This window comes from Mycolicibacterium aromaticivorans JS19b1 = JCM 16368 (assembly GCF_000559085.1).
Classification (GTDB): Bacteria; Actinomycetota; Actinomycetes; order Mycobacteriales; family Mycobacteriaceae; genus Mycobacterium; species Mycobacterium aromaticivorans.
Genome location: NZ_JALN02000001.1, coordinates 4,697,801 through 4,715,660, shown reverse-complemented (window position 1 = coordinate 4,715,660; position 17,860 = coordinate 4,697,801). Strand labels below are relative to the sequence as shown.

Here is a 17,860-nt window from a genome sequence, read left to right as displayed (position 1 = left end):
CTTAACTTCCGAAGACCCTGAGCACCACGGCTTTTGCCCGCCGTGTCACCCGCAGGTAGTTGTCCAAGAACTCTCCGCCGTCGTCGTTGTGCCAGCCCGCGGCCACCGCGACGGCGTTGAGCTGCCGCCCGGGCCCGGGCAGCTGGTCGGTCGGCTTGCCGCGGACCAGAACGAGCGCGTTGCGGGCTGCGGTCGCCGTCAGCCAGGCCTGCCGTAACAGGTCGACGTCGTCCTCGCCCAGCAGTTCGGCGGCGCCGATGGCGTCCAGCGTCTCCAGCGTCGAGGTGTTGTGCAGCGACGGCACCTCGTGGGCGTGGCGCAGCTGCAGAAGCTGCACGGTCCACTCGACATCGGCAAGGCCACCGCGGCCGAGCTTGGTGTGGGTATTGGGGTCGGCGCCGCGCGGCAGTCGTTCGGCGTCCACCCGCGCCTTGACCCTCCGAATCTCGTGCACCGCTTCGGCCGATACTCCGCCAGCCGGGTAGCGCGTCTTGTCTGCCATCAACACGAAACGCAGTCCCAGATCCTGATCACCGGCTACCGGATGCGCACGCAGCAGCGCCTGCACTTCCCACGGCTGCGCCCATTGCGCGTAGTAAGCCTCGTACGAGGACAGGGTGCGCACCAGCGGGCCCTGACGCCCTTCCGGCCGGAGGTTGGTGTCGACTTCCAAAGGCGGGTCGGCGCTGGGCGTTCCGAGCAGTGCGCGCACCTGTTCGGCGATCAGCACCGACCATTTGAGGGCACGGGACTCCTCGACGCCGGGACCGGGCTCGCAGACGAACATCACGTCGGCGTCCGACCCGTAACCCAGCTCCCTGCCCCCGAGCCTGCCCATCCCGATGACCGCGATCTTGGCCGGCGCCTCGCCGCCGTCGCGGGTGTTCGCCCGCACCACCGCCTCGAGCGCCGACTGCAGCACCGCCACCCAGACCGAGGTCAACGCCGCACAGACGTCGCGGACTTCGAGCATGCCGAGTAGATCCGCCGAGGCCACCCGCGCCAGCTCCCGGCGCCGCAGGGTGCGTGCCGCCGCGATGGCCCGCATCGGATCGACATGGCGGCCACTGGATGCGACCAACGCCCGGCCGACAACCTCGGGATCGACGTCGAGCAGCTTGGGACCCGACGGACCGTCGGCGTACTGCTGGATGACCTCCGGCGCACGCATCAGCAGATCTGGCACGTAGGCCGACGTTCCCAGCACCCGCATCAAGCGTTTGGCCACCGCGCTTTCGTCGCGCAAAGTGGCCAGATACCAACGTTGTTCGGCCATTGCCTCGCTGATCCGCCGATAGGCCAGCAGCCCACGGTCCGGATCGGGCGTGTCCGACAGCCAGTCCAGCAGCCGCGGCAACAGCACCGACTGCACCCGGCCGCGGCGGCCACTCTGGTTGACCAGCGCACTCAGGTGGGTCAATGCGGACTGCGGGCCCTCGTACCCCAGCGCGGCCAGTTGCCGTTCGGCGGCCTCCGGGCTCAAGCCTGCGGCAAGGCCTTCCACCGATGGACCGACCGATTCCAGCAACGGCTGATAGAACAGCTTGGCGTGCAACCGCGACACCCGCACGTTCTGGCGCTTGAGCTCCGCCCGCAGCACGCCCAGCGAATCGTGGGTGCCGTCGGGCCGGATGTGCGCCGCTCGGGCCAGCCAGCGCAGCGACTCCTCGTCGTCCGGCGGCGGCAACGTGTGAGTTCGCTTCAGGCGCTGCAATTGCAGCCGATGCTCCAGCAGCCGCAGGAATTCGTACGATGCGGTCAAGTTGGCCGCATCGTCGCGCCCGACATAGCCTCCGGCCGCCAGTGCCGCCAGCGCAGGAACCGTCGAGGAGACGTGCAGCGACTCGTCGGTGCGCCCGTGCACCAATTGCAAGAGCTGGACCGCGAATTCGACGTCGCGCAGCCCGCCCGTCCCGAGCTTGATCTCGCGGTCGCGGAGATCCGCAGGCACCAGCGCCTCCACCCGCCGGCGCATGGCCTGCACCTCGGGTACGAAATCCTCACGTTCGCAGGCGCTCCACACCATCGGCATGATCGCCGCCATGTACTGCTTCCCCAGCTCGGCGTCCCCGACCGCCGGGCGGGCTTTGAGCAGTGCCTGGAACTCCCACGTCTTGGCCCATCGCTGGTAGTAGGCGAGGTGCGACTCGAGGGTCCGCACCAGGGCGCCCTGCTTGCCTTCCGGACGCAGGCCGGCGTCGACCTCGAAGAAGGTGTCCGACGCCAGCCGGATCATCTCCCCGGCGACCCGAGTGCTCACCGAATCGGCGTACTCACCGACGAAGATGACGTCGACGTCGCTGACGTAGTTCAGTTCGCGCGCACCGCATTTGCCCATCGCGATGACCGCGAGCCGCGGTGGCTCAGCGCCTTCCTTGCACACCGTCGCGCTCGCCACCTTCAACGCCGCACCCATGGCGGCGTCGGCGATGTCGGCGAGATGTTCACCGATCGTGGAGAACGCCGGCACCGGCTCGTTCTCCACCGTGGAGGCCGTATCGAGGGCGGCCAGGACCAGCAACCGATCCCGGTAGAGAACGCGCAGCGCCGGCATGACCGTCATTGGCTCCGTGCCGAATTCGGCGATGCAGTCATCGAACAGCCGCCGCAACTCGGCGGGATCGGGCAGCGTGACGTCACCGGAGAGCAGATGCCACGAATCGGGGTTGGCCACCAGGTGATCACCCAAGGCCAGCGATGAGCCGATCACCGCGAACAACCGGCCACGCAGACCGCGATCCTTCAGCAGCGCGGAATTGAGCTGTGGCCAGTCGTCATCCAGCGCATCGGCCAGCCGGACCATCGTCTGCAAGGCGGAGTCGGAGTCGGGTGCACGCGACAGTGACCACAACAACTCGACATGGTCGTCGGTGTCCCAGCCCAACCTGGCCAGGTCGGCGGCGGCGGATGGCTCGACCAGACCGAGCCGACCCACACGGGGTACGCGCGGGCGCTGCGTCGCTGGTTTGGCCACGTGCACGACGGTATCGCAACAGCGATTCCCGGCGTCGCGACGCTCTCCCCTACAGGGACAGGTACGCCTTCAGCTCGTACGGCGTGACGTTGCTGCGGTACTCCTCCCACTCCGCGCGCTTGTTGCGCAAGAAGTAGTCGAAGACGTGCTCGCCCAACGCCTCGGCGACCAGCTCGGAGCTCTCCATCTCCTGCAGGGCGATACCCAGGCTGGACGGCAGCTCGCGATAGCCCATCGCGCGGCGTTCCTCCGGGGTCAGCGTCCACACGTTGTCCTCGGCCTGAGGCCCCAGGACGTAGTTCTTCTCGATACCGCGCAGCCCGGCTGCCAGCAGCACCGCGAACGCCAAATACGGATTGCAGGCGGAGTCGGGGCTGCGTACCTCGATGCGACGCGAGGACGCCTTGCTCGGGGTGTACATCGGCACCCGCACCAGCGCGGAACGGTTGGACGCGCCCCACGACGCCGCGGTCGGCGCCTCACCACCGTGCACCAGCCGTTTGTAGGAGTTGACCCACTGGTTGGTGATCGCGCTGATCTCGCTGGCGTGCTCGAGGATCCCTGCGATGAACGACTTCGCGACGTCGGAGAGCTGCAGCGGATCTTCGGGACTGTGGAAGGCGTTCGTCTCACCCTCGAACAGGCTCATGTGGGTGTGCATCGCCGAGCCCGGGTATTCGGCGAACGGCTTCGGCATGAACGACGCCCGCACGCCCTCGCCGAGTGCCACCTCTTTGACGAGGTAGCGGAACGTCATCACGTTGTCGGCCATCGACAGCGCATCGGCGTAGCGCAGGTCGATCTCCTGCTGGCCGGGCGCGCCCTCGTGGTGGCTGAATTCCACCGAGATGCCCATCTGCTCCAGCGCGTCGATGGCGTGGCGGCGGAAGTTCGGCGCCGAATCGTGCACGGCCTGGTCGAAGTAGCCGCCGTTGTCGGCGGGGACGGGCACCGAGCCGTCGTAGGGGCCGGGCTCGAGCAGGAAGAACTCGATCTCGGGGTGCACGTAGCAGGAGAAGCCGAGGTCGCTGGCCTTGGCGAGCTGACGGCGCAGCACGTGGCGGCTGTCGGCCCAGGACGGCGAGCCGTCGGGCATCGTGATGTCGCAGAACATCCGCGCCGAGTGATGCTGGCCCGCACTGGTCGTCCACGGCAGCACCTGGAACGTCGACGGATCCGGGCGCGCGACCGTGTCGGATTCGAAGACCCGCGCGAAGCCTTCGATCGACGATCCGTCGAAGCCGATGCCCTCTTCGAACGCGCCTTCCAGCTCGGCGGGCGCGATCGCGACCGACTTGAGGAAACCGAGCACGTCGGTGAACCACAGCCGGACGAACCGGATATCGCGTTCCTCCAGCGTGCGCAGCACAAATTCCTTCTGGCGGTCCATGAATGCGAGCGTATGCAGCGGGTGTTAATTCCGTGTTACGGCGCTGCTGCAGTCGTCATCAGCAGCGCAGATTGCCCGGCACCGTCTGGTCGACGAAGTAGTTCACGATCGCCGAGTCGACGCATAGGTTCCCGTTGAACACGGCGGTGTGCTGAGTGCCGTCGAAGGTGATCAACGGTGCGTTGAGTTCTCGAGCCAAGTTGACCCCCGCCTCGTAGGGCGTGGCGGGGTCGTGCGTCGTGGAGACGACGACGACACTGCCGGGCGGTGCGGGAGTCGCGGGATGCGGCGTCGAGGTGGGTGGCACCGGCCAGAACGCGCACATGTCGCGCGGCGCCTGGCCGGTGAACTGACCGTAGGCCTGGAACGGCGCCAGCTGGCGCGTGCGGCGGTCGATGTCGGCCCACGTTGCCGAATCGGTCGGAGTGGGGCTATCGACGCAGCGGACGGCGTTGAACGCGTCCTGCCCGTTGCTGTAGTGACCGTACTGATCGCGACCCTGGTATTCGTCGGCCAGCATCAGCAGATCACCGGCGTCGGTCTTGCGTTGCAGTCCCAACAGCCCGCTGGTGAGGAATTTCCAGTACTGCGGGGTGTACAGCGCGTTGAAGGTACCGGTGATGGCGTCCTGGTAACTCAGGCCTCGCGGGTCGGATGTCGTGGCCGGCTTCGTCACCAGCGGATCGACCAGCTGGTGGTACCGGTCCACCCAGTGCGCCGGATCGGTGCCGAGCGGGCAGCCCGCCGACTTGGCGCAGTCGGCGGCATAGTCGTTGAACGCCACCTGAAAACCGGTCATCTGCTCGATGATCGAGTCGACCGTGTTCTGGGCGGGATCGATCGCCCCGTCCAGAACCATCGCGCGAACCCGGTCGGGGAATTTCTCGAGGTACGCGGTGCCCAGCTCGGTGCCGTAGCTGAATCCGAGATAGTTGATCCGGTCATCGCCGAGGACCTGACGGACGGTGTCCATATCCTTTGCGGCCGAATCGGTTCCGACGCCGGCCAGGAATGCGGTACCCATCTTGTCCGCGCATTCCTTGACGTAGTCGCGGTTGATCTGTTCGATCGCGGCCACCCCGGCGGGGCTGTAGTCGACCATCGGGTTCTTGCGCCAGGCGTCGAACTGGGCGTCGGTACGGCAGCGCACGGACGGCGTCGAGTAGCCCACCCCGCGAGGATCGAATCCGACGATGTCGAATTGCTCGCTGATCGGACTGCCTGCCAACGCGAACGCCATTCCGGCGGCCGAGTCGACCGCCGAGGCGCCGGGTCCACCCGGGTTGACGAACAGCGCACCGATGCGCTGGCCGCTGGCCGGTACCTTGATGACCGCCAACTGTGCTTGTGGCCCAGTGGGATCGGCGGCGGTGATCGGCACGGGTACGGCGGTGCACTGCGCACTCGGCAGATCATGGGCGTTGTCGCCGAGGAAACGCTGGCAGCTTCCCCACGTAACTTGTGGCGCTGTCGTCTGACCGGCTCCGGGGTTCGGGGCGGCAACAGCCGGCGGGGCCATGACACCGGCCGCCAGTGAAACACAGAGTGAACCCAAGAACGCAGCCGAGCCGAGCCGGCTCGTGCGTCGCATGGCGTTCATCGTCCCACGGCCGCGCGGTCGGTATGACGGCGAGCCGGTCACACTCCGATCTCAGATGCGGTCGAACACCCGGTGATTCGCGTCAGCACGTGGCTCCGGGCGGGGGCAGCTTCAGGTCTACGAGGTAGGCGGCGGCGTAGTTATCGACGCAGGTGTTGCCCTGGAAGACCACCGTGTGCTGAGTTCCGTTGAAGGTCAGCAGTGCTCCGCCGAGCTGCTTGGCCAGGTCGACTCCCGCCTGATACGGCGTCGCCGGATCGTTGGTCGTCGAAACGACCAGCACCGGGGGCAGCCCTGGCGCTTTGACCGCATGCGGCGTGCTGGTCGGCGGCACCGGCCAGAAGGCGCAGGTACTCAGCGGGGCGTGCCCGGTGAAGTCGCCGTAGCTCATGAACGGCGCCACCTCGCGCATCTTCTTGTCTTCCGCGACCACCTTCTGCCGGTCGGTGATCGGCGGCTGGTCCACGCAGTTGACCGCGATCCGCGCGTCGGTGGCGTTGGTGTAGTGGCCCCTGGCATCCCGGCGCATGTACATGTCGGCCAGCGCCAGCATGGTGTCCCCGCGGCCGTTGGTCATCTCGGTCAGGCCCTGGGTCAGGTGCCGCCACAGATTCGGCGAGTAAAGCGCCATGATCGTGCCGATGATCGCGTCGCTGTAGCCCAGCCCGCGCGGGTCGGAGGTCGGCAGTGGCTTGTCGACCAACGGGTCCACCAGGCTGCGGTAGACGTCGACGGCCTTGTTGGCGTCGTTGCCCAACGGGCAGCTCGGATCCTTCACGCAGTCGGCGGCATAGTCGTTGAAGGCCTGCTGGAATGCCGCGGCCTGATCGATGTCGGCCTGGATCGGGTCGGCGTTGGGATCCACCGCACCGTCGAGGATCATCGCCCGCACCTTGTCCGGGTACGCCTCTGCGTACGCCGAGCCGATCCGGGTGCCATAGGAGTAGCCGAGATAAGTGAGCTTGTCGTCGCCGACGGCGGCACGCAGCGCATCCAGATCCTTGGCGACGTTGGCCGTGCCGACGTTCTCCAGGAAGTCCTTGCCCATCTTGTCGACGCAGCGCTGGACGAAGGCCTTGGTCTCGTTCTCGATGTGCTCCACGCCCTTGGGGCTGTAGTCGACCTGCGGATCGGCCCGGAGGCGATCGTTGTCGGCGTCGGAGTTGCACCACAGCGCCGGAGTCGACGAACCGACACCGCGCGGGTCGAAGCCGACCAAGTCGAAGCCCTGCCGTACCGAGCTGGGCAGGTTCTCCACGATGCTGGATGCGGCCTCGATGCCGGACTCGCCAGGGCCGCCCGGGTTGATGATGAGCGAGCCGATCTTCTGACCGGTAGCCGGGAAACGGATCAGTGCCAGCGTCGCCACCGGGCCGTCCGGCTTGGCGTAGTCCACGGGCACGGCGATCTTGCCGCACTCGGCCCCGGCCGGGATCGGCAACGCGTTGCCGCCGCCGCCACCGGCCACCCGGCACGGGCCCCATTGCACGGGCTGCCCGACCTGCGGTCCGGCGAGCACGGCCATCCCCGACACCGTGGAGCTGCAGCCGGCACTCACGACGAGCGTGGCCACGGCGGGGAGCACCAGGGCGGTGCGGACAGCGCGTGATCTCCTGGCAAGCCTCATGGCAAACATGCTGCCATGCTCGGCGGCGGTGCCTTGCACACCGACCCACCCGGGCAGCTCATCTGGTCGCGTCGAGCAGTTCCTTCATGCCGACGGCGAAGTCGTCGGCGAGGTCCCAGAGATCTGGCAGCAGTTCGGGGCAGCTGATCAATCCGACGTCGAGTTTGCCGTTGAGTGACATCACCGTGATGTTCAAACCGGAGCCGTGGAAGATCGGCCCCAGCGGATACATCGCGCTTACTTCGGCGCCGAGGAAGTACAGCGGAATCTGCGGGCCCGGCACGTTGGACACAACGAGGTTGTGCACAGGGCGCGCTTCGGTCAGCCGGCTTCTGGCGTACACCCGCATCGCGATGCCGAACACGGCCGGCCCGGCGAATTGGCTCCAGTCCTGCAGCAGGGTCGCCCCGATCGCCGAGCTGTGTTCCTTGGCGGTGGTGTTCGCCTCGGCGATGGCCTTCAGCCGTTCGGCCGGATCGGCGATGTGGGTCTCCAGCTTGGTGAACATGCCGGACACCTGGTTGCGGCCCGGCCGGTCCGAGCGGTCGTGCACGGACACGGGGACCATGGCCACCAGCGACGCCTCGGGAAGTTCGTCGCGGTCCAGCAGGAACTGCCGCAACACCCCGGCGACCAGGGCCATCACGACATCGTTGACCTTGACGCCGAAGTGGTTCTTGACCGTCTTGATGTCCTCGAAGTCCAGTTCGGCGAACGCGACGTTGCGATGGGCGGTGACGCTGGCGTTGAACTTGGTCTGCGGCGCCGCGAACGGGGCCGCCATCGCCCGGCCGCCGACCGCGCGCTGCACGGTGTCGACGACGGTCGTGACCGTGGCGGGCAGCACCTTGGTGGCCAGCGTCAGGGGCCGGCTGGCGAACCGGCCCAGCCCGCCGAGCGCGATGCGCAGTTGGTTGGTGTCGCCTTGTCCGTCGACCGGGGCCGGTGGCGGGGCGTCGGGTTCGGTGCTGCACAGCTGCGACATCAGATTGGCACCGGTCACCCCGTCGACCGCGGCGTGGTGGACCTTCGTCAGCACCGCGAGCCGTCCGCCGTTGCGCGCATCGGTACCGCCGACGCCCTCGATGACCCAGGTCTCCCACAGCGGGTGTCGGCGATCGAGCGGCAGCGAGGCCAGGTGGCCGCAGATCTCCCCCAGCTCGACGCGGCCGCCCGGCGCGGGCAGGCCGATGCGGTGCAGATGGCGGTCGATCTCGAAGTGCTCGTCTTCCACCCACACCGGATGGTCGAGGTTGAGGAAGCTGTTGGCGAGCCGTTCGCGGAAATTGGGAATTGCCTTGACGCGCAAGGCCAATTCGTCGCGTAGCCGCTCGAAGCTGTAACCGCCGGGGATCGTGGACGCGTCGAGCTCCAGGATCGAACACACATGCAGTGGCTGTGACGGAGTTTCGAGATAGAGGAAGCTGGCATCGAGGCCGCTGAGTCGCTGCAGGTGTTGCACCATGTCGCCGATCGTATGCCGGACCACCGAGACCAGGTGTGAGAAAGTCCACTTCACTGTTCGTTCACCTTTGTGTGCGGTGGTGGCACACTTGATGGCGTCAAGCGAACCCGGGGACCCGAATGGGCCTCGAGGATCGGCAAAGACGATCACTAGGGACAAAGATGTCTGAACAGACGGTCTACGGCGGCGCTTCTTCGTCGCCTGTTTCGCGCACCAAGGTCCGCACCCACCATCTGCTGAAGTGGAAGTCCGAGGGTCACAAGTGGGCGATGCTCACGGTGTACGACTACTCCACTGCCCGCGCCTTTGACGAAGCCGGTATCCCGGTGCTGCTGGTCGGCGATTCCGCGGCCAACGTCGTCTACGGCTACGACACCACCGTCCGGGTTTCGGTCGACGAATTGATCCCCCTGGTTCGCGGTGTCGTCCGCGGCGCGGAGCATGCGCTCGTCGTGGCCGATCTGCCGTTCGGCAGCTACGAGGAAGGGCCCACCCAGGCCCTGCGCACCGCGACCCGCTTCATGAAGGACACGGGCGCCCACGCGGTGAAGCTCGAGGGCGGTGAGCGCGTCGCCGAGCAGATCGCAACCTTGAGCGCCGCAGGCATCCCGGTGGTCGCCCACATCGGCTTCACCCCGCAGAGCGTCAACGGGCTGGGCGGGTTTCGCGTCCAGGGCCGCGGCGACGCCGCCGAGCAGACCATTCACGACGCGATCGCGGTCCAGGAGGCCGGTGCCATCGCCGTGGTGATGGAGATGGTGCCCGCCGAGCTGGCCACCCAGATCACCGGCAAGCTGACGATCCCGACCATCGGCATCGGCGCCGGGCCCAACTGCGATGCGCAGGTGCTGGTCTGGCAGGACATGGCCGGACTCACCAGCGGCAAGACGGCCAAGTTCGTCAAGCGATTCGGTGATGTCGGCGGCGAATTACGCCGCGCGGCAACGCAATACGCCGAAGAGGTGGCGACCGGTGCGTTCCCGGCCGAGGAGCACAGCTTCTAGCCGAACTCGGGCGCGCGCTTGTTGAGGAAGGCGTCGATGCCCTCGCGGCCGTCGACACTGTCCGCACACGCCGCGATCAGCCGGCCCTCCAGCTCCATTTGCTCCTCGAGACCACTGCTGAACGTGGTCAGCATCAGCTTCTTGACCGCCGCACCGGAACCCTTTGCCGCAGAAGCGATCTGCTCGGCCAGCACCTGAGCGCGGGCCGCCAGATCGTCAGCGGGGACCACTTCGGTGACCAGACCCCAGTCGGCGGCTTCGGCCGCCGTCAACGTCCGGTTGGTGAGCATCAGCTCCTGGGTGCGGCGCACACCGATGATTCGGGGCAGGAAGTACGAGGAGCTGCCGTCGGGGCTCAGCCCGGCTTTGGTGTAGGCCATCGTGAACGACGCGCTGTCGGCGGCCAGCACCAGATCCCCGGCCACCGCGAGGCTGAACCCGGCGCCCGCGGCCACGCCGTTGACCGCCGTGATCAACACGGCATCCATCCGGGCCAGCGTCGAGATCGCGCGGTGCAGGTCGTCGGCGATGCCCTTGACGAACCTGCCCGGACCCAACGGGGATGCCGCCATCGCCTTGAGGTCTCCCCCGGCGCAGAAGAACCGGCCGGCTCCGGTGAGGACGACGGCCTTGATCTCCGCCACGTCGCAGCGGGCCGCGGCGTGAGCCAGTTCGGCGGTCATCACGTCGTTCATGCCATTGGCGGCCTCGGGCCGCTTCAGCACGATCCGCGCGATGGGACCGGCCTGATCGAAGGACAACGTCTGGTAGTCGCTCACGGCCGGAACGTTAGCAACCAAGGATTCGCAGAGCGGCATCGGCGATCACGACGGGCGCCTCGGGCGTGCACTCCTCGTTGTCGGAGCGCCGGTTGATCACCGACTCGACAAGGCGGAACGGAAGGTCGTCGGCATCGACGATCCCGTCGCACTCGGCTATCACCTGCGCCGCCAGCGCGCGATAGCGGCACCGCAACTCCTCACGACTGGCACGAAACTGCGCGAACCGCTCGATGCGCAATTCGGGCAGGAGGTACAGCGCACCCAGATTCCAGCGGCTCGCACACAGTTGCGAGCAGTCCGCGATCACCAGTGCGCGCAGTCTGGCCCTGGCCGGCCCTGGACCGGTCAGCAACTCGCCGGCCAGCCGCAGCGCCTCGTCGACCGTTCCGGCCAGCAAAGCTTCGAGGATGTCGTCCTTGGTCGCGAAGTGATGGTAGAGCGATGCCTGGCGAATACCGACTGCGTCGGCGATCCGCCGGGTCGACGTCCCGGCGTATCCGATCGTGGTGAACAGCTCGGCGGCGGCGTCCAGGATCTCCTCGCGAGCGGTGCTGCCGGGCCTGCGGGACTGTTCGAGCCGGGGCCGGCCGCGCCCGTCATGGCCCTGGCTGCGCATACGTCATTCTGGCACCCGCCGTCGGCGGCGAAATACCTGTCACTTGATCGAAATCCAGTCAACCCAGTCGTTACACCGGCGACATTCGCCGGGAACGGCACTTGAGAAAACTTTCACTTGACAGGTAATCGGCTGACTCAGGAGTGCCACGATGACAACCGCGTCGACCGACGGCGCCCGCTCACACGCGCGTTCCCTGGCGAGCGATGCCAACATGCGGGTGCCCGTCCTGCCCGAAGGTATCGACGGCGCCCGGCTGCTCTGGGCCGAGTCCGTGCCCGCGGAGTCCTACGCCACCCGGGTGCTCGGCCGCGGTACCCGCCTGCGCCTGGCCGATCCCGACGGCGGCGCCTGCGCGCACCTGCTGCTGTTCCGGGCCGACGCCTCCTGGGAGCGGCTCAATGTCGCCGACACGATGAAGGTGCCGTGGCAGGCCTACCTCGGGGTGGGCCATCCGCTGCTGTCCGATCAGGGTCGCGTGCTGGCGACGGTTGTGGCCGACAGCTCCGGCCACCACGACCTGCTGTGCGGATTGCCTGCCGCCGGCCAACCCACGATGCTGCTGGCCGCGCTTAAGCACGGGATGGACATTCGCGACGTCGCACCGTCGGCGACGCTGTTCAAAGGTGTTCGAGTCGAAGGCACCGGGGCGTTGACGTTCACCGGGTCGGCCGGTCCCGGCGCAGCGGTGGAGTTGCTGATCCATCTGCCCGTCGTCGTCGCCGTGGTCAACACCGCCCACCCGTTGGACCCGCAGCCCGCCGTGACCGCACTCGACATCGTGGCCTGGCGTGCCGACGAGGAGCTGACCACCCCGGTGAACACCGATCCCGAATACCTCCGAGCTCTGTTCAACACCGAGACCACGTGGGCGGCAGCACAATGATTCTCGACGAGATCGTCGCGGCCTGCGCTCCGTGGTCGGCCATCCTGCGGGCCGGCCAGTGCCTGCAGATCATCGATCTACACGGCAATCAGGCGGTGGACACGCTGTTCTACGCCGTCACCGGTGATTTGGTCGATCCGGCCGGGCGCTATAGCGCCCAGGCCACCATCGCCGCGCAGCGCAACATCTTCCTGACCACCGGCTCGGTGCTGCGGGCTGCCGACGGCAGGCCGTTGGTGACGATCGTCGCCGACGAGGTCGGTAACCACGACACCATCGCCGGCGCCTGCTCCAAGGAATCCAACACCTTGCGCTACGGCCATCACACCGTGCATCAGCACGCCTGCGCCGAGAACTTCCTCGCCGAAGCCGCCAGGTGGGGAATGGGCAAGCGCGACATCGTCTCCAACGTCAACTTCTTCATGAACGTGCCCGTCGAGGCCGACGGCACTCTGGGCATCGTCGACGGCCTGTCGGCGCCGGGTAAGTCGCTGACGGTGCGTGCCGACACCGACACGCTGGTGCTGGTGTCGAACTGCCCGCAGATCAACAACCCCTGCAACGGATTCGACCCCACCCCGGTGCGGATGGTGATCACCGACTCATGACGAGCATCGAAGTGCTGCGGCCAGGTCTGCTGACCACCGTCCAGGATTGGCCCGGCCGCGTCGGGTACTGGCATGTCGGCGTGCCGCCGTCGGGGCCGATGGACGATCTATCCTTCCGCGTCGGCAATCGGGTGCTCGGCAACGCCGAAGGGGCCGCCGGCCTCGAATGCACGAAAGCCGGTCCCGCACTGAGCTTCCCCGATGGTGCCCGGGTGTGTGTCACGGGGGCGGCCGCTCCGGTCACCCTCGACGGCGAGCCGGTGCCGCAGTGGCAGTCGGTGCCGATACCGCCGGGCGGGGTGCTGGACATCGGGGTGGTCGGCGGCCCGGGTATGCGCTGTTACGTACTGATCGCCGGCGGAGTTGGTGAAGCCGAATACCTGGGCAGCACAGCGACGTTCACGCTGGGCTGTTTCGGCGGTCACGAGGGTCGCGCGCTGCGTACCGGCGACAGGCTGACGGTCGGTGACGATCCCGGACCGGCGACGGCCCGGCCGGCCCGCGCCGGCATCGACGAGCAGCCCGCGATCGGTCACCGCTGGCAACTCGCGGTCACCGAAGGCCCGCACGGTGCACCGGAGTTCTTCACCCGCGCCGACATGGCGACGATCGTCGGCACGGACTACACGGTGCACTTCAACTCCGATCGGACCGGTGTCCGCCTGGTGGGCCCGAAGCCGCAGTGGGCCCGCACCGACGGCGGCGAGGCCGGTCTGCATCCGTCGAACATCCACGACAACGCCTACTGCGTCGGAACTTTGGACTTCACCGGCGACACCCCGATCCTGCTCGGCCCGGACGGCCCAAGCCTCGGCGGGTTCGTCTGCCCGGTCACCGTCGTGCGCGGCGACCGCTGGAAGCTCGGACAGATGGCGCCCGGCGACACCGTGCGGTTCGTCCCGGTCCGTGCCGACCGGGCTCCGTCACTGGGCAGTATCGGCGCCGACCGGCGGGCGTCGATGCCGCTGGTCATCTCGACCTCCAGCGACGCCGACGACGGTGTGCTGACCCGATTTGTCGGCGCCGAAGGCACCGACGTGACCGTGCGCCGTGACGGCGACGGCGGCGTGCTCGTCGAATACGGACCCATGGTGCTCGACCTGGCCATGCGCGCCCGGGTACACGTGCTGTACGAATCACTCTCAGCCAGCGCAGTTCCCGGTGTCACCGAGCTGACCCCGGGCGTGCGATCGTTGCAGGTTCAGTTCGATCCGGCCGTGCTGGGCGCGCCCGAGTTGGTCGAGCTGCTGGCCCGAACCGAGGAGTCACTCCCCGCCACCGACCAGCTGGTGGTACCCAGCAGAACCGTGAGTCTGCCGCTGTCATGGGACGACCCCGCCACACACGAGGCCATTCAGCGCTACATGCACGGTGTGCGCGCCGACGCCCCCTGGTGCCCGTGGAACATCGAATTCATCCGGCGCATCAACGGTTTGACCGATGTACAGCGGGTGCACGACACCGTCTACGACGCCCAGTATCTGGTGCTGGGCCTCGGCGACGTCTACCTCGGCGCCCCGGTGGCCACGCCGCTGGATCCCCGCCACCGGCTGGTGACCACGAAGTACAACCCGGCACGCACTTGGACACCGGAGAACGCCGTCGGGATCGGCGGGGCCTATCTGTGCATCTACGGCATGGAAGGGCCGGGCGGCTACCAGTTCGTCGGCCGCACCACGCAGGTGTGGAACCACCGCCATCCGCAGGACTCGCGCTCGTTCGAGCCCGGAACCCCCTGGCTGCTGCGCTATTTCGACCGGATCAGCTTCTATCCGGTCAGCGCCGAGGAACTGCTGGACCTGCGCGCCGACATGGCCGCAGGCCGCGGTTCCGTCGACATCGCCGACGGCACGTTCTCGATGCCTGATTATCAGCGCTTCCTGACACTGAACGCCGACGGCATCGCCGAGTTCCGGACCCAGCAAGCCGAGGCGTTCACCGCCGAACGCCGGGCCTGGGATCAGGCCGGCGAGTTCGCCGGTCAGCTGGCCAGTTAGGTCACCCCGAACCAGCCAAGCACTGTCCAGCCGAGGAGCAGCAGCGACATCGCGCTGACGGCCACCACCGCGATGGTGGCGACGACCCGGAACACCGGCGGGTTGACCGCGTCGCCGAGCACCGAGCGCCGATTCGTCAGCACCAGGATGTACACCAGGATGACGGGCGTGATGATTCCCTGCAGCACCTGTGTACCGATGAGCAGGCTGATCAGGTTGACCGGGGTCAGCGCGATCGCGGCGCCCAGCACGATCTGAAAGGTGAACAGCCCCAGGAACAGTGGCGCCTCGGTGAATCGCCGCGACACCGAACGTTCCACACCGACAGCCTCGCTGATCGCGTAGCTGCTCGACAGCGGAACCACCGCCCCGGCCAATGCGCTCGCGCCGAGCAGGCCGACCGCGAACAGCGCGACCGCACCGTTGCCTGCGACCGGGCGCAGTGCCTCGGCGGCTTCCTGAGCCGAATCCAGCGGTCCTCGCCCGCCGATGGTGGCGCCGGTGGCGATGATGATGGTGATCGAGATGACGCAGGCGAACACCGCGCCCACGACCGCGTCGATCCGCGCACTGCGGAAGTTGTCCGGACCCACGCCGCGATCCACCACTCCCGCGGCGGCATAGAACTGCATGTACGGCGACACCGTAGTGCCGATCAGTGCCACCCCCAGAAGCAGGAATTCACTGGACATTTCGAAATGCGGCACGACGAGGTTGGTCGCCACGTCTTTCCAGTCCGGGTGTCCGAGGATGGCCGCCACCGGGTAGGCGAAGAACGCCAGTGACAGGACGAGGAAGATCCGCTCGGCGTACCGGTAGGAGCCGAATAGAACCAGTCCCCAGATGAGTACCGCGGCAAGGGGCACCACCCAATACCTGCTGACGCCGACGAGTTCGAACGCCGCGCCGATACCGGCGAACTCGCTGACCACCAGTCCCGTGTTGGCCAGCAGGATGCACACCAAGGCCACGGCGGTCAGTCGCAGCGAGAACTGTTCGCGGATCAGCGCCGCGATCCCCTTGCCGGTGAAGGTGCCCAGCCGCACCGACATCTCCTGAACCAGGACCAGGGCGACCGTAACCAACACCATGAAAAACAGTGTGCGATAGATGAATTGCGAACCGGCGCTGGAATAGGTGGCAATCCCGGCGGCATCGTTGCCGGCATTCGCGGCGATGAGGCCGGGCCCCGCGATCGCCAGATAGCCCAGCACTCGGGCGCCGCCGGGCACCCGCGTGACGACGCTGGCCGCGCGGTGCCGCCAGCCCCCTTCGACCGGCGTCGGCGGTGTGACAACCGGGCGGGTGTCTTCGGCGGTCATGACAGCAACCTCGGGAAGTGGAACCGGCCCCGCTCGGGCAGCAGCGCGTCGAGCACATCGTCGGCCAGGATTCGTCCGATCGGGCAGCCGTCGGAGTCGACCACCAACAACGACGCCCGCCTGGTCTTCACCAATTGCGTCGCAACCTCACCGACATTGGCGTCGGAGGACACCGTCAACGGCGGCGGGTGACCCTCGGCATCGAGCACCTCGGCGATCGTGTTGTCGTCGGGATAGGCGATCAGATCGAACAACGGCAGGTCGGCGACGAGGAAGCCGTCCTCGTCGTAGATGAGGATGCCGTCGATCTCCGCTCGGTGCTCGCGGTGCCCGGCGACGATGCGTTCCACCTCGCCGACGGTGTTGGTGATCGACGCGCGCGCCAGGACGCTCGTCATGAATCCGCCCGCGGTGTCCTCCGGGTAGGTCAGCAGCGCAGTCAGCTCCTGAGCCGACTGCTGCGGCATCCGGCGCAGGAGCTCTTCGCGCTCGCCGGAGGACAGGTCGCGCAACGCGTCGACGGCCTCGTCGGGCTCCATCGCAGCGATCAGGACAGCGGCCTGCTCGGGGGGCGCCTCCCGCAGCAGCGCCTCCAACTCGTCGGGTTCCATCTCCTCGAGCGCGTCGGCGGCCGCGTCGGGACCGAGCCGGTCCAGGAGCTGCTGGCGGGCCGGCCGTGCCAGATCTTCGAGCAGATCTGCCAGGTCGGCCGGAGCGAGGCGGCGCAGTTGCTCGTCCGTGGTGCGCAGATGCACCACCGACGGCGACGCGGTCACGTCACCGAACGGTGCCACCGCCGCCCAGTCGATGACCCGTTCCGGCGTCGGCCTCCCCCGCCAGACCCGCGGCCCGAGGCGGCGCAGCAGGGTGGCGAAACTGACGTCCAGCCCGACGAGCCGGAACTGGTCACCCATCCGGGCGAGGTAGAGATCGGCAGCGCGCAACACCTGGCGGCCTTCCAGATCGATGAGCTGGTGGTCCAGGACATCCTCGGCGAGAAGCACCTCACCAGGGCGCCGGGCGAAGTCACGCAGATCCATTCGCGCGGTTCGCAATCGCACAGCTCGGGGGGTGATCTCGCCGATGGCGTCCGCGGGCAGAAAGCTGCGCCGCGAGCCCACCCGCACCAACAATCCGGTCACCGGCGGATAGTGTTCCTCGGGCTGCATGTGGGCGATCAGGTCGACCACCCGGCCGAGGAGTTGGCCGGCCTGATTGGACACCGGCGCGCTCACCAGTCCGGCCACCGACACCACCGCCTGTTGGACACCCCGGCGGGTCGACATCCGCTGGGCACGCACAGCTCCCCGCCTGCGCAGGCCATTGCCCGCACCGCTCAAAGCGCCTAGTACATCGGACATTTCACGCACTCCTACCGACACGGATGCCACGCTCACCCAGTCGGCCCGGCTGCCGGCGGGCAACGCCCGGCGGCAGCCGTCGACACATGAGCCAGCGGCGAATTCAGGAACGATGACGAAGGAAAAGTGGACGGCAGCGCGACGAGCGCCAGCTGTCAGCGACTATGACTACTCGGAGGTTCACCAAGCATCGGTGATCACCTCCTGAGGATCGTGCGGTCACGACGA

At 67.6% G+C, this 17,860-nt stretch carries 13 protein-coding genes; 4 read left to right on the top strand and 9 right to left on the bottom strand.

The annotated features are described in order from the left end of the window. Window position 1 precedes the first annotated feature (1 nt). From Y900_RS22480 to Y900_RS22460, 5 genes are all read right to left on the bottom strand, one after another. Window positions 2-2,980: a bifunctional [glutamine synthetase] adenylyltransferase/[glutamine synthetase]-adenylyl-L-tyrosine phosphorylase gene (locus Y900_RS22480; protein ID WP_109751123.1), complete on the bottom strand. Its 2,979-nt coding sequence runs from the start codon at window positions 2,978-2,980 to the stop codon at window positions 2-4. Window positions 2,981-3,023: 43 nt separating this feature from the next. Further along, the gene (gene glnA / locus Y900_RS22475; RefSeq protein WP_036344619.1) at window positions 3,024-4,364 is read right to left on the bottom strand and encodes a type I glutamate--ammonia ligase; all 1,341 of its coding nucleotides are present in this window, start codon (window positions 4,362-4,364) and stop codon (window positions 3,024-3,026) included. 58 nt (window positions 4,365-4,422) lie between these two features. Further along, window positions 4,423-5,964, bottom strand: a complete 1,542-nt coding sequence (locus tag Y900_RS22470; RefSeq protein ID WP_420329782.1) for an alpha/beta hydrolase — start codon at window positions 5,962-5,964, stop codon at window positions 4,423-4,425. An 82-nt stretch (window positions 5,965-6,046) separates the two neighbouring features. Next, window positions 6,047-7,591, bottom strand: a complete 1,545-nt coding sequence (locus Y900_RS22465; protein ID WP_036347535.1) for an alpha/beta hydrolase — start codon at window positions 7,589-7,591, stop codon at window positions 6,047-6,049. Window positions 7,592-7,649: 58 nt separating this feature from the next. Further along, window positions 7,650-9,044, bottom strand: coding sequence for a WS/DGAT/MGAT family O-acyltransferase (locus Y900_RS22460; protein ID WP_036347533.1), 1,395 nt, complete (start codon window positions 9,042-9,044; stop codon window positions 7,650-7,652). A 173-nt stretch (window positions 9,045-9,217) separates the two neighbouring features. Here Y900_RS22460 and panB point away from each other — a divergent pair, with 173 nt between their 5' ends. Further along, the gene (gene panB, locus Y900_RS22455; RefSeq protein ID WP_036344618.1) at window positions 9,218-10,060 is read left to right on the top strand and encodes a 3-methyl-2-oxobutanoate hydroxymethyltransferase; all 843 of its coding nucleotides are present in this window, start codon (window positions 9,218-9,220) and stop codon (window positions 10,058-10,060) included. Here the strand turns inward: panB and Y900_RS22450 are convergent. Both Y900_RS22450 and Y900_RS22445 read right to left on the bottom strand, forming a co-directional pair. After that, on the bottom strand, window positions 10,057-10,839 hold the full coding sequence (locus tag Y900_RS22450; protein WP_036344616.1) for an enoyl-CoA hydratase/isomerase family protein: 783 nt from the start codon (window positions 10,837-10,839) through the stop codon (window positions 10,057-10,059). The genes panB and Y900_RS22450 overlap by 4 nt on opposite strands. A gap of 10 nt (window positions 10,840-10,849) precedes the next feature. Next, window positions 10,850-11,458: a TetR/AcrR family transcriptional regulator gene (locus tag Y900_RS22445; protein WP_036344615.1), complete on the bottom strand. Its 609-nt coding sequence runs from the start codon at window positions 11,456-11,458 to the stop codon at window positions 10,850-10,852. Between the two features lie 151 nt (window positions 11,459-11,609). Between Y900_RS22445 and Y900_RS22440 the strand changes: the two genes are divergently transcribed. Genes Y900_RS22440 through Y900_RS22430 form a run of 3 tightly spaced genes read left to right on the top strand, consistent with a single transcriptional unit; the run spans window position 11,610 to window position 14,949 of the window. Further along, the gene (locus tag Y900_RS22440; RefSeq protein WP_036344613.1) at window positions 11,610-12,344 is read left to right on the top strand and encodes a DUF1989 domain-containing protein; all 735 of its coding nucleotides are present in this window, start codon (window positions 11,610-11,612) and stop codon (window positions 12,342-12,344) included. After that, on the top strand, window positions 12,341-12,952 hold the full coding sequence (locus Y900_RS22435) for an urea amidolyase associated protein UAAP2 (protein ID WP_036344612.1): 612 nt from the start codon (window positions 12,341-12,343) through the stop codon (window positions 12,950-12,952). The genes Y900_RS22440 and Y900_RS22435 overlap by 4 nt, the downstream gene beginning before the upstream one ends. Continuing rightward, window positions 12,949-14,949: a 5-oxoprolinase/urea amidolyase family protein gene (locus Y900_RS22430; protein WP_036344611.1), complete on the top strand. Its 2,001-nt coding sequence runs from the start codon at window positions 12,949-12,951 to the stop codon at window positions 14,947-14,949. Before Y900_RS22435 ends, Y900_RS22430 begins: the two co-directional genes overlap by 4 nt. On the opposite strand, the gene Y900_RS22425 is transcribed toward Y900_RS22430, so the two are convergent. Both Y900_RS22425 and Y900_RS22420 read right to left on the bottom strand, forming a co-directional pair. Further along, window positions 14,946-16,271, bottom strand: coding sequence for an NRAMP family divalent metal transporter (locus tag Y900_RS22425; protein WP_081845200.1), 1,326 nt, complete (start codon window positions 16,269-16,271; stop codon window positions 14,946-14,948). The two genes, Y900_RS22430 and Y900_RS22425, sit on opposite strands and share 4 nt — an antisense overlap. Further along, window positions 16,268-17,632, bottom strand: a complete 1,365-nt coding sequence (locus tag Y900_RS22420; RefSeq protein WP_036344610.1) for a magnesium transporter MgtE N-terminal domain-containing protein — start codon at window positions 17,630-17,632, stop codon at window positions 16,268-16,270. Before Y900_RS22420 ends, Y900_RS22425 begins: the two co-directional genes overlap by 4 nt. Between the last annotated feature and the right edge of the window lie 228 nt (window positions 17,633-17,860).

What these genes read in the sequence shown, in the direction of transcription:
- Y900_RS22420 (WP_036344610.1), bottom strand. Translation starts at nt 17,632, where the DNA reads ATGTCCGATGTACTAGGCGCTTTGAGCGGTGCGGGCAATGGCCTGCGC.
- Y900_RS22445 (WP_036344615.1), bottom strand. Translation starts at nt 11,458, where the DNA reads ATGCGCAGCCAGGGCCATGACGGGCGCGGCCGGCCCCGGCTCGAACAG.
- Y900_RS22425 (WP_081845200.1), bottom strand. Translation starts at nt 16,271, where the DNA reads ATGACCGCCGAAGACACCCGCCCGGTTGTCACACCGCCGACGCCGGTC.
- Y900_RS22440 (WP_036344613.1), top strand. Translation starts at nt 11,610, where the DNA reads ATGACAACCGCGTCGACCGACGGCGCCCGCTCACACGCGCGTTCCCTG.
- Y900_RS22435 (WP_036344612.1), top strand. Translation starts at nt 12,341, where the DNA reads ATGATTCTCGACGAGATCGTCGCGGCCTGCGCTCCGTGGTCGGCCATC.
- Y900_RS22430 (WP_036344611.1), top strand. Translation starts at nt 12,949, where the DNA reads ATGACGAGCATCGAAGTGCTGCGGCCAGGTCTGCTGACCACCGTCCAG.
- glnA (WP_036344619.1), bottom strand. Translation starts at nt 4,364, where the DNA reads ATGGACCGCCAGAAGGAATTTGTGCTGCGCACGCTGGAGGAACGCGAT.
- Y900_RS22465 (WP_036347535.1), bottom strand. Translation starts at nt 7,591, where the DNA reads ATGAGGCTTGCCAGGAGATCACGCGCTGTCCGCACCGCCCTGGTGCTC.
- Y900_RS22470 (WP_420329782.1), bottom strand. Translation starts at nt 5,964, where the DNA reads ATGAACGCCATGCGACGCACGAGCCGGCTCGGCTCGGCTGCGTTCTTG.
- panB (WP_036344618.1), top strand. Translation starts at nt 9,218, where the DNA reads ATGTCTGAACAGACGGTCTACGGCGGCGCTTCTTCGTCGCCTGTTTCG.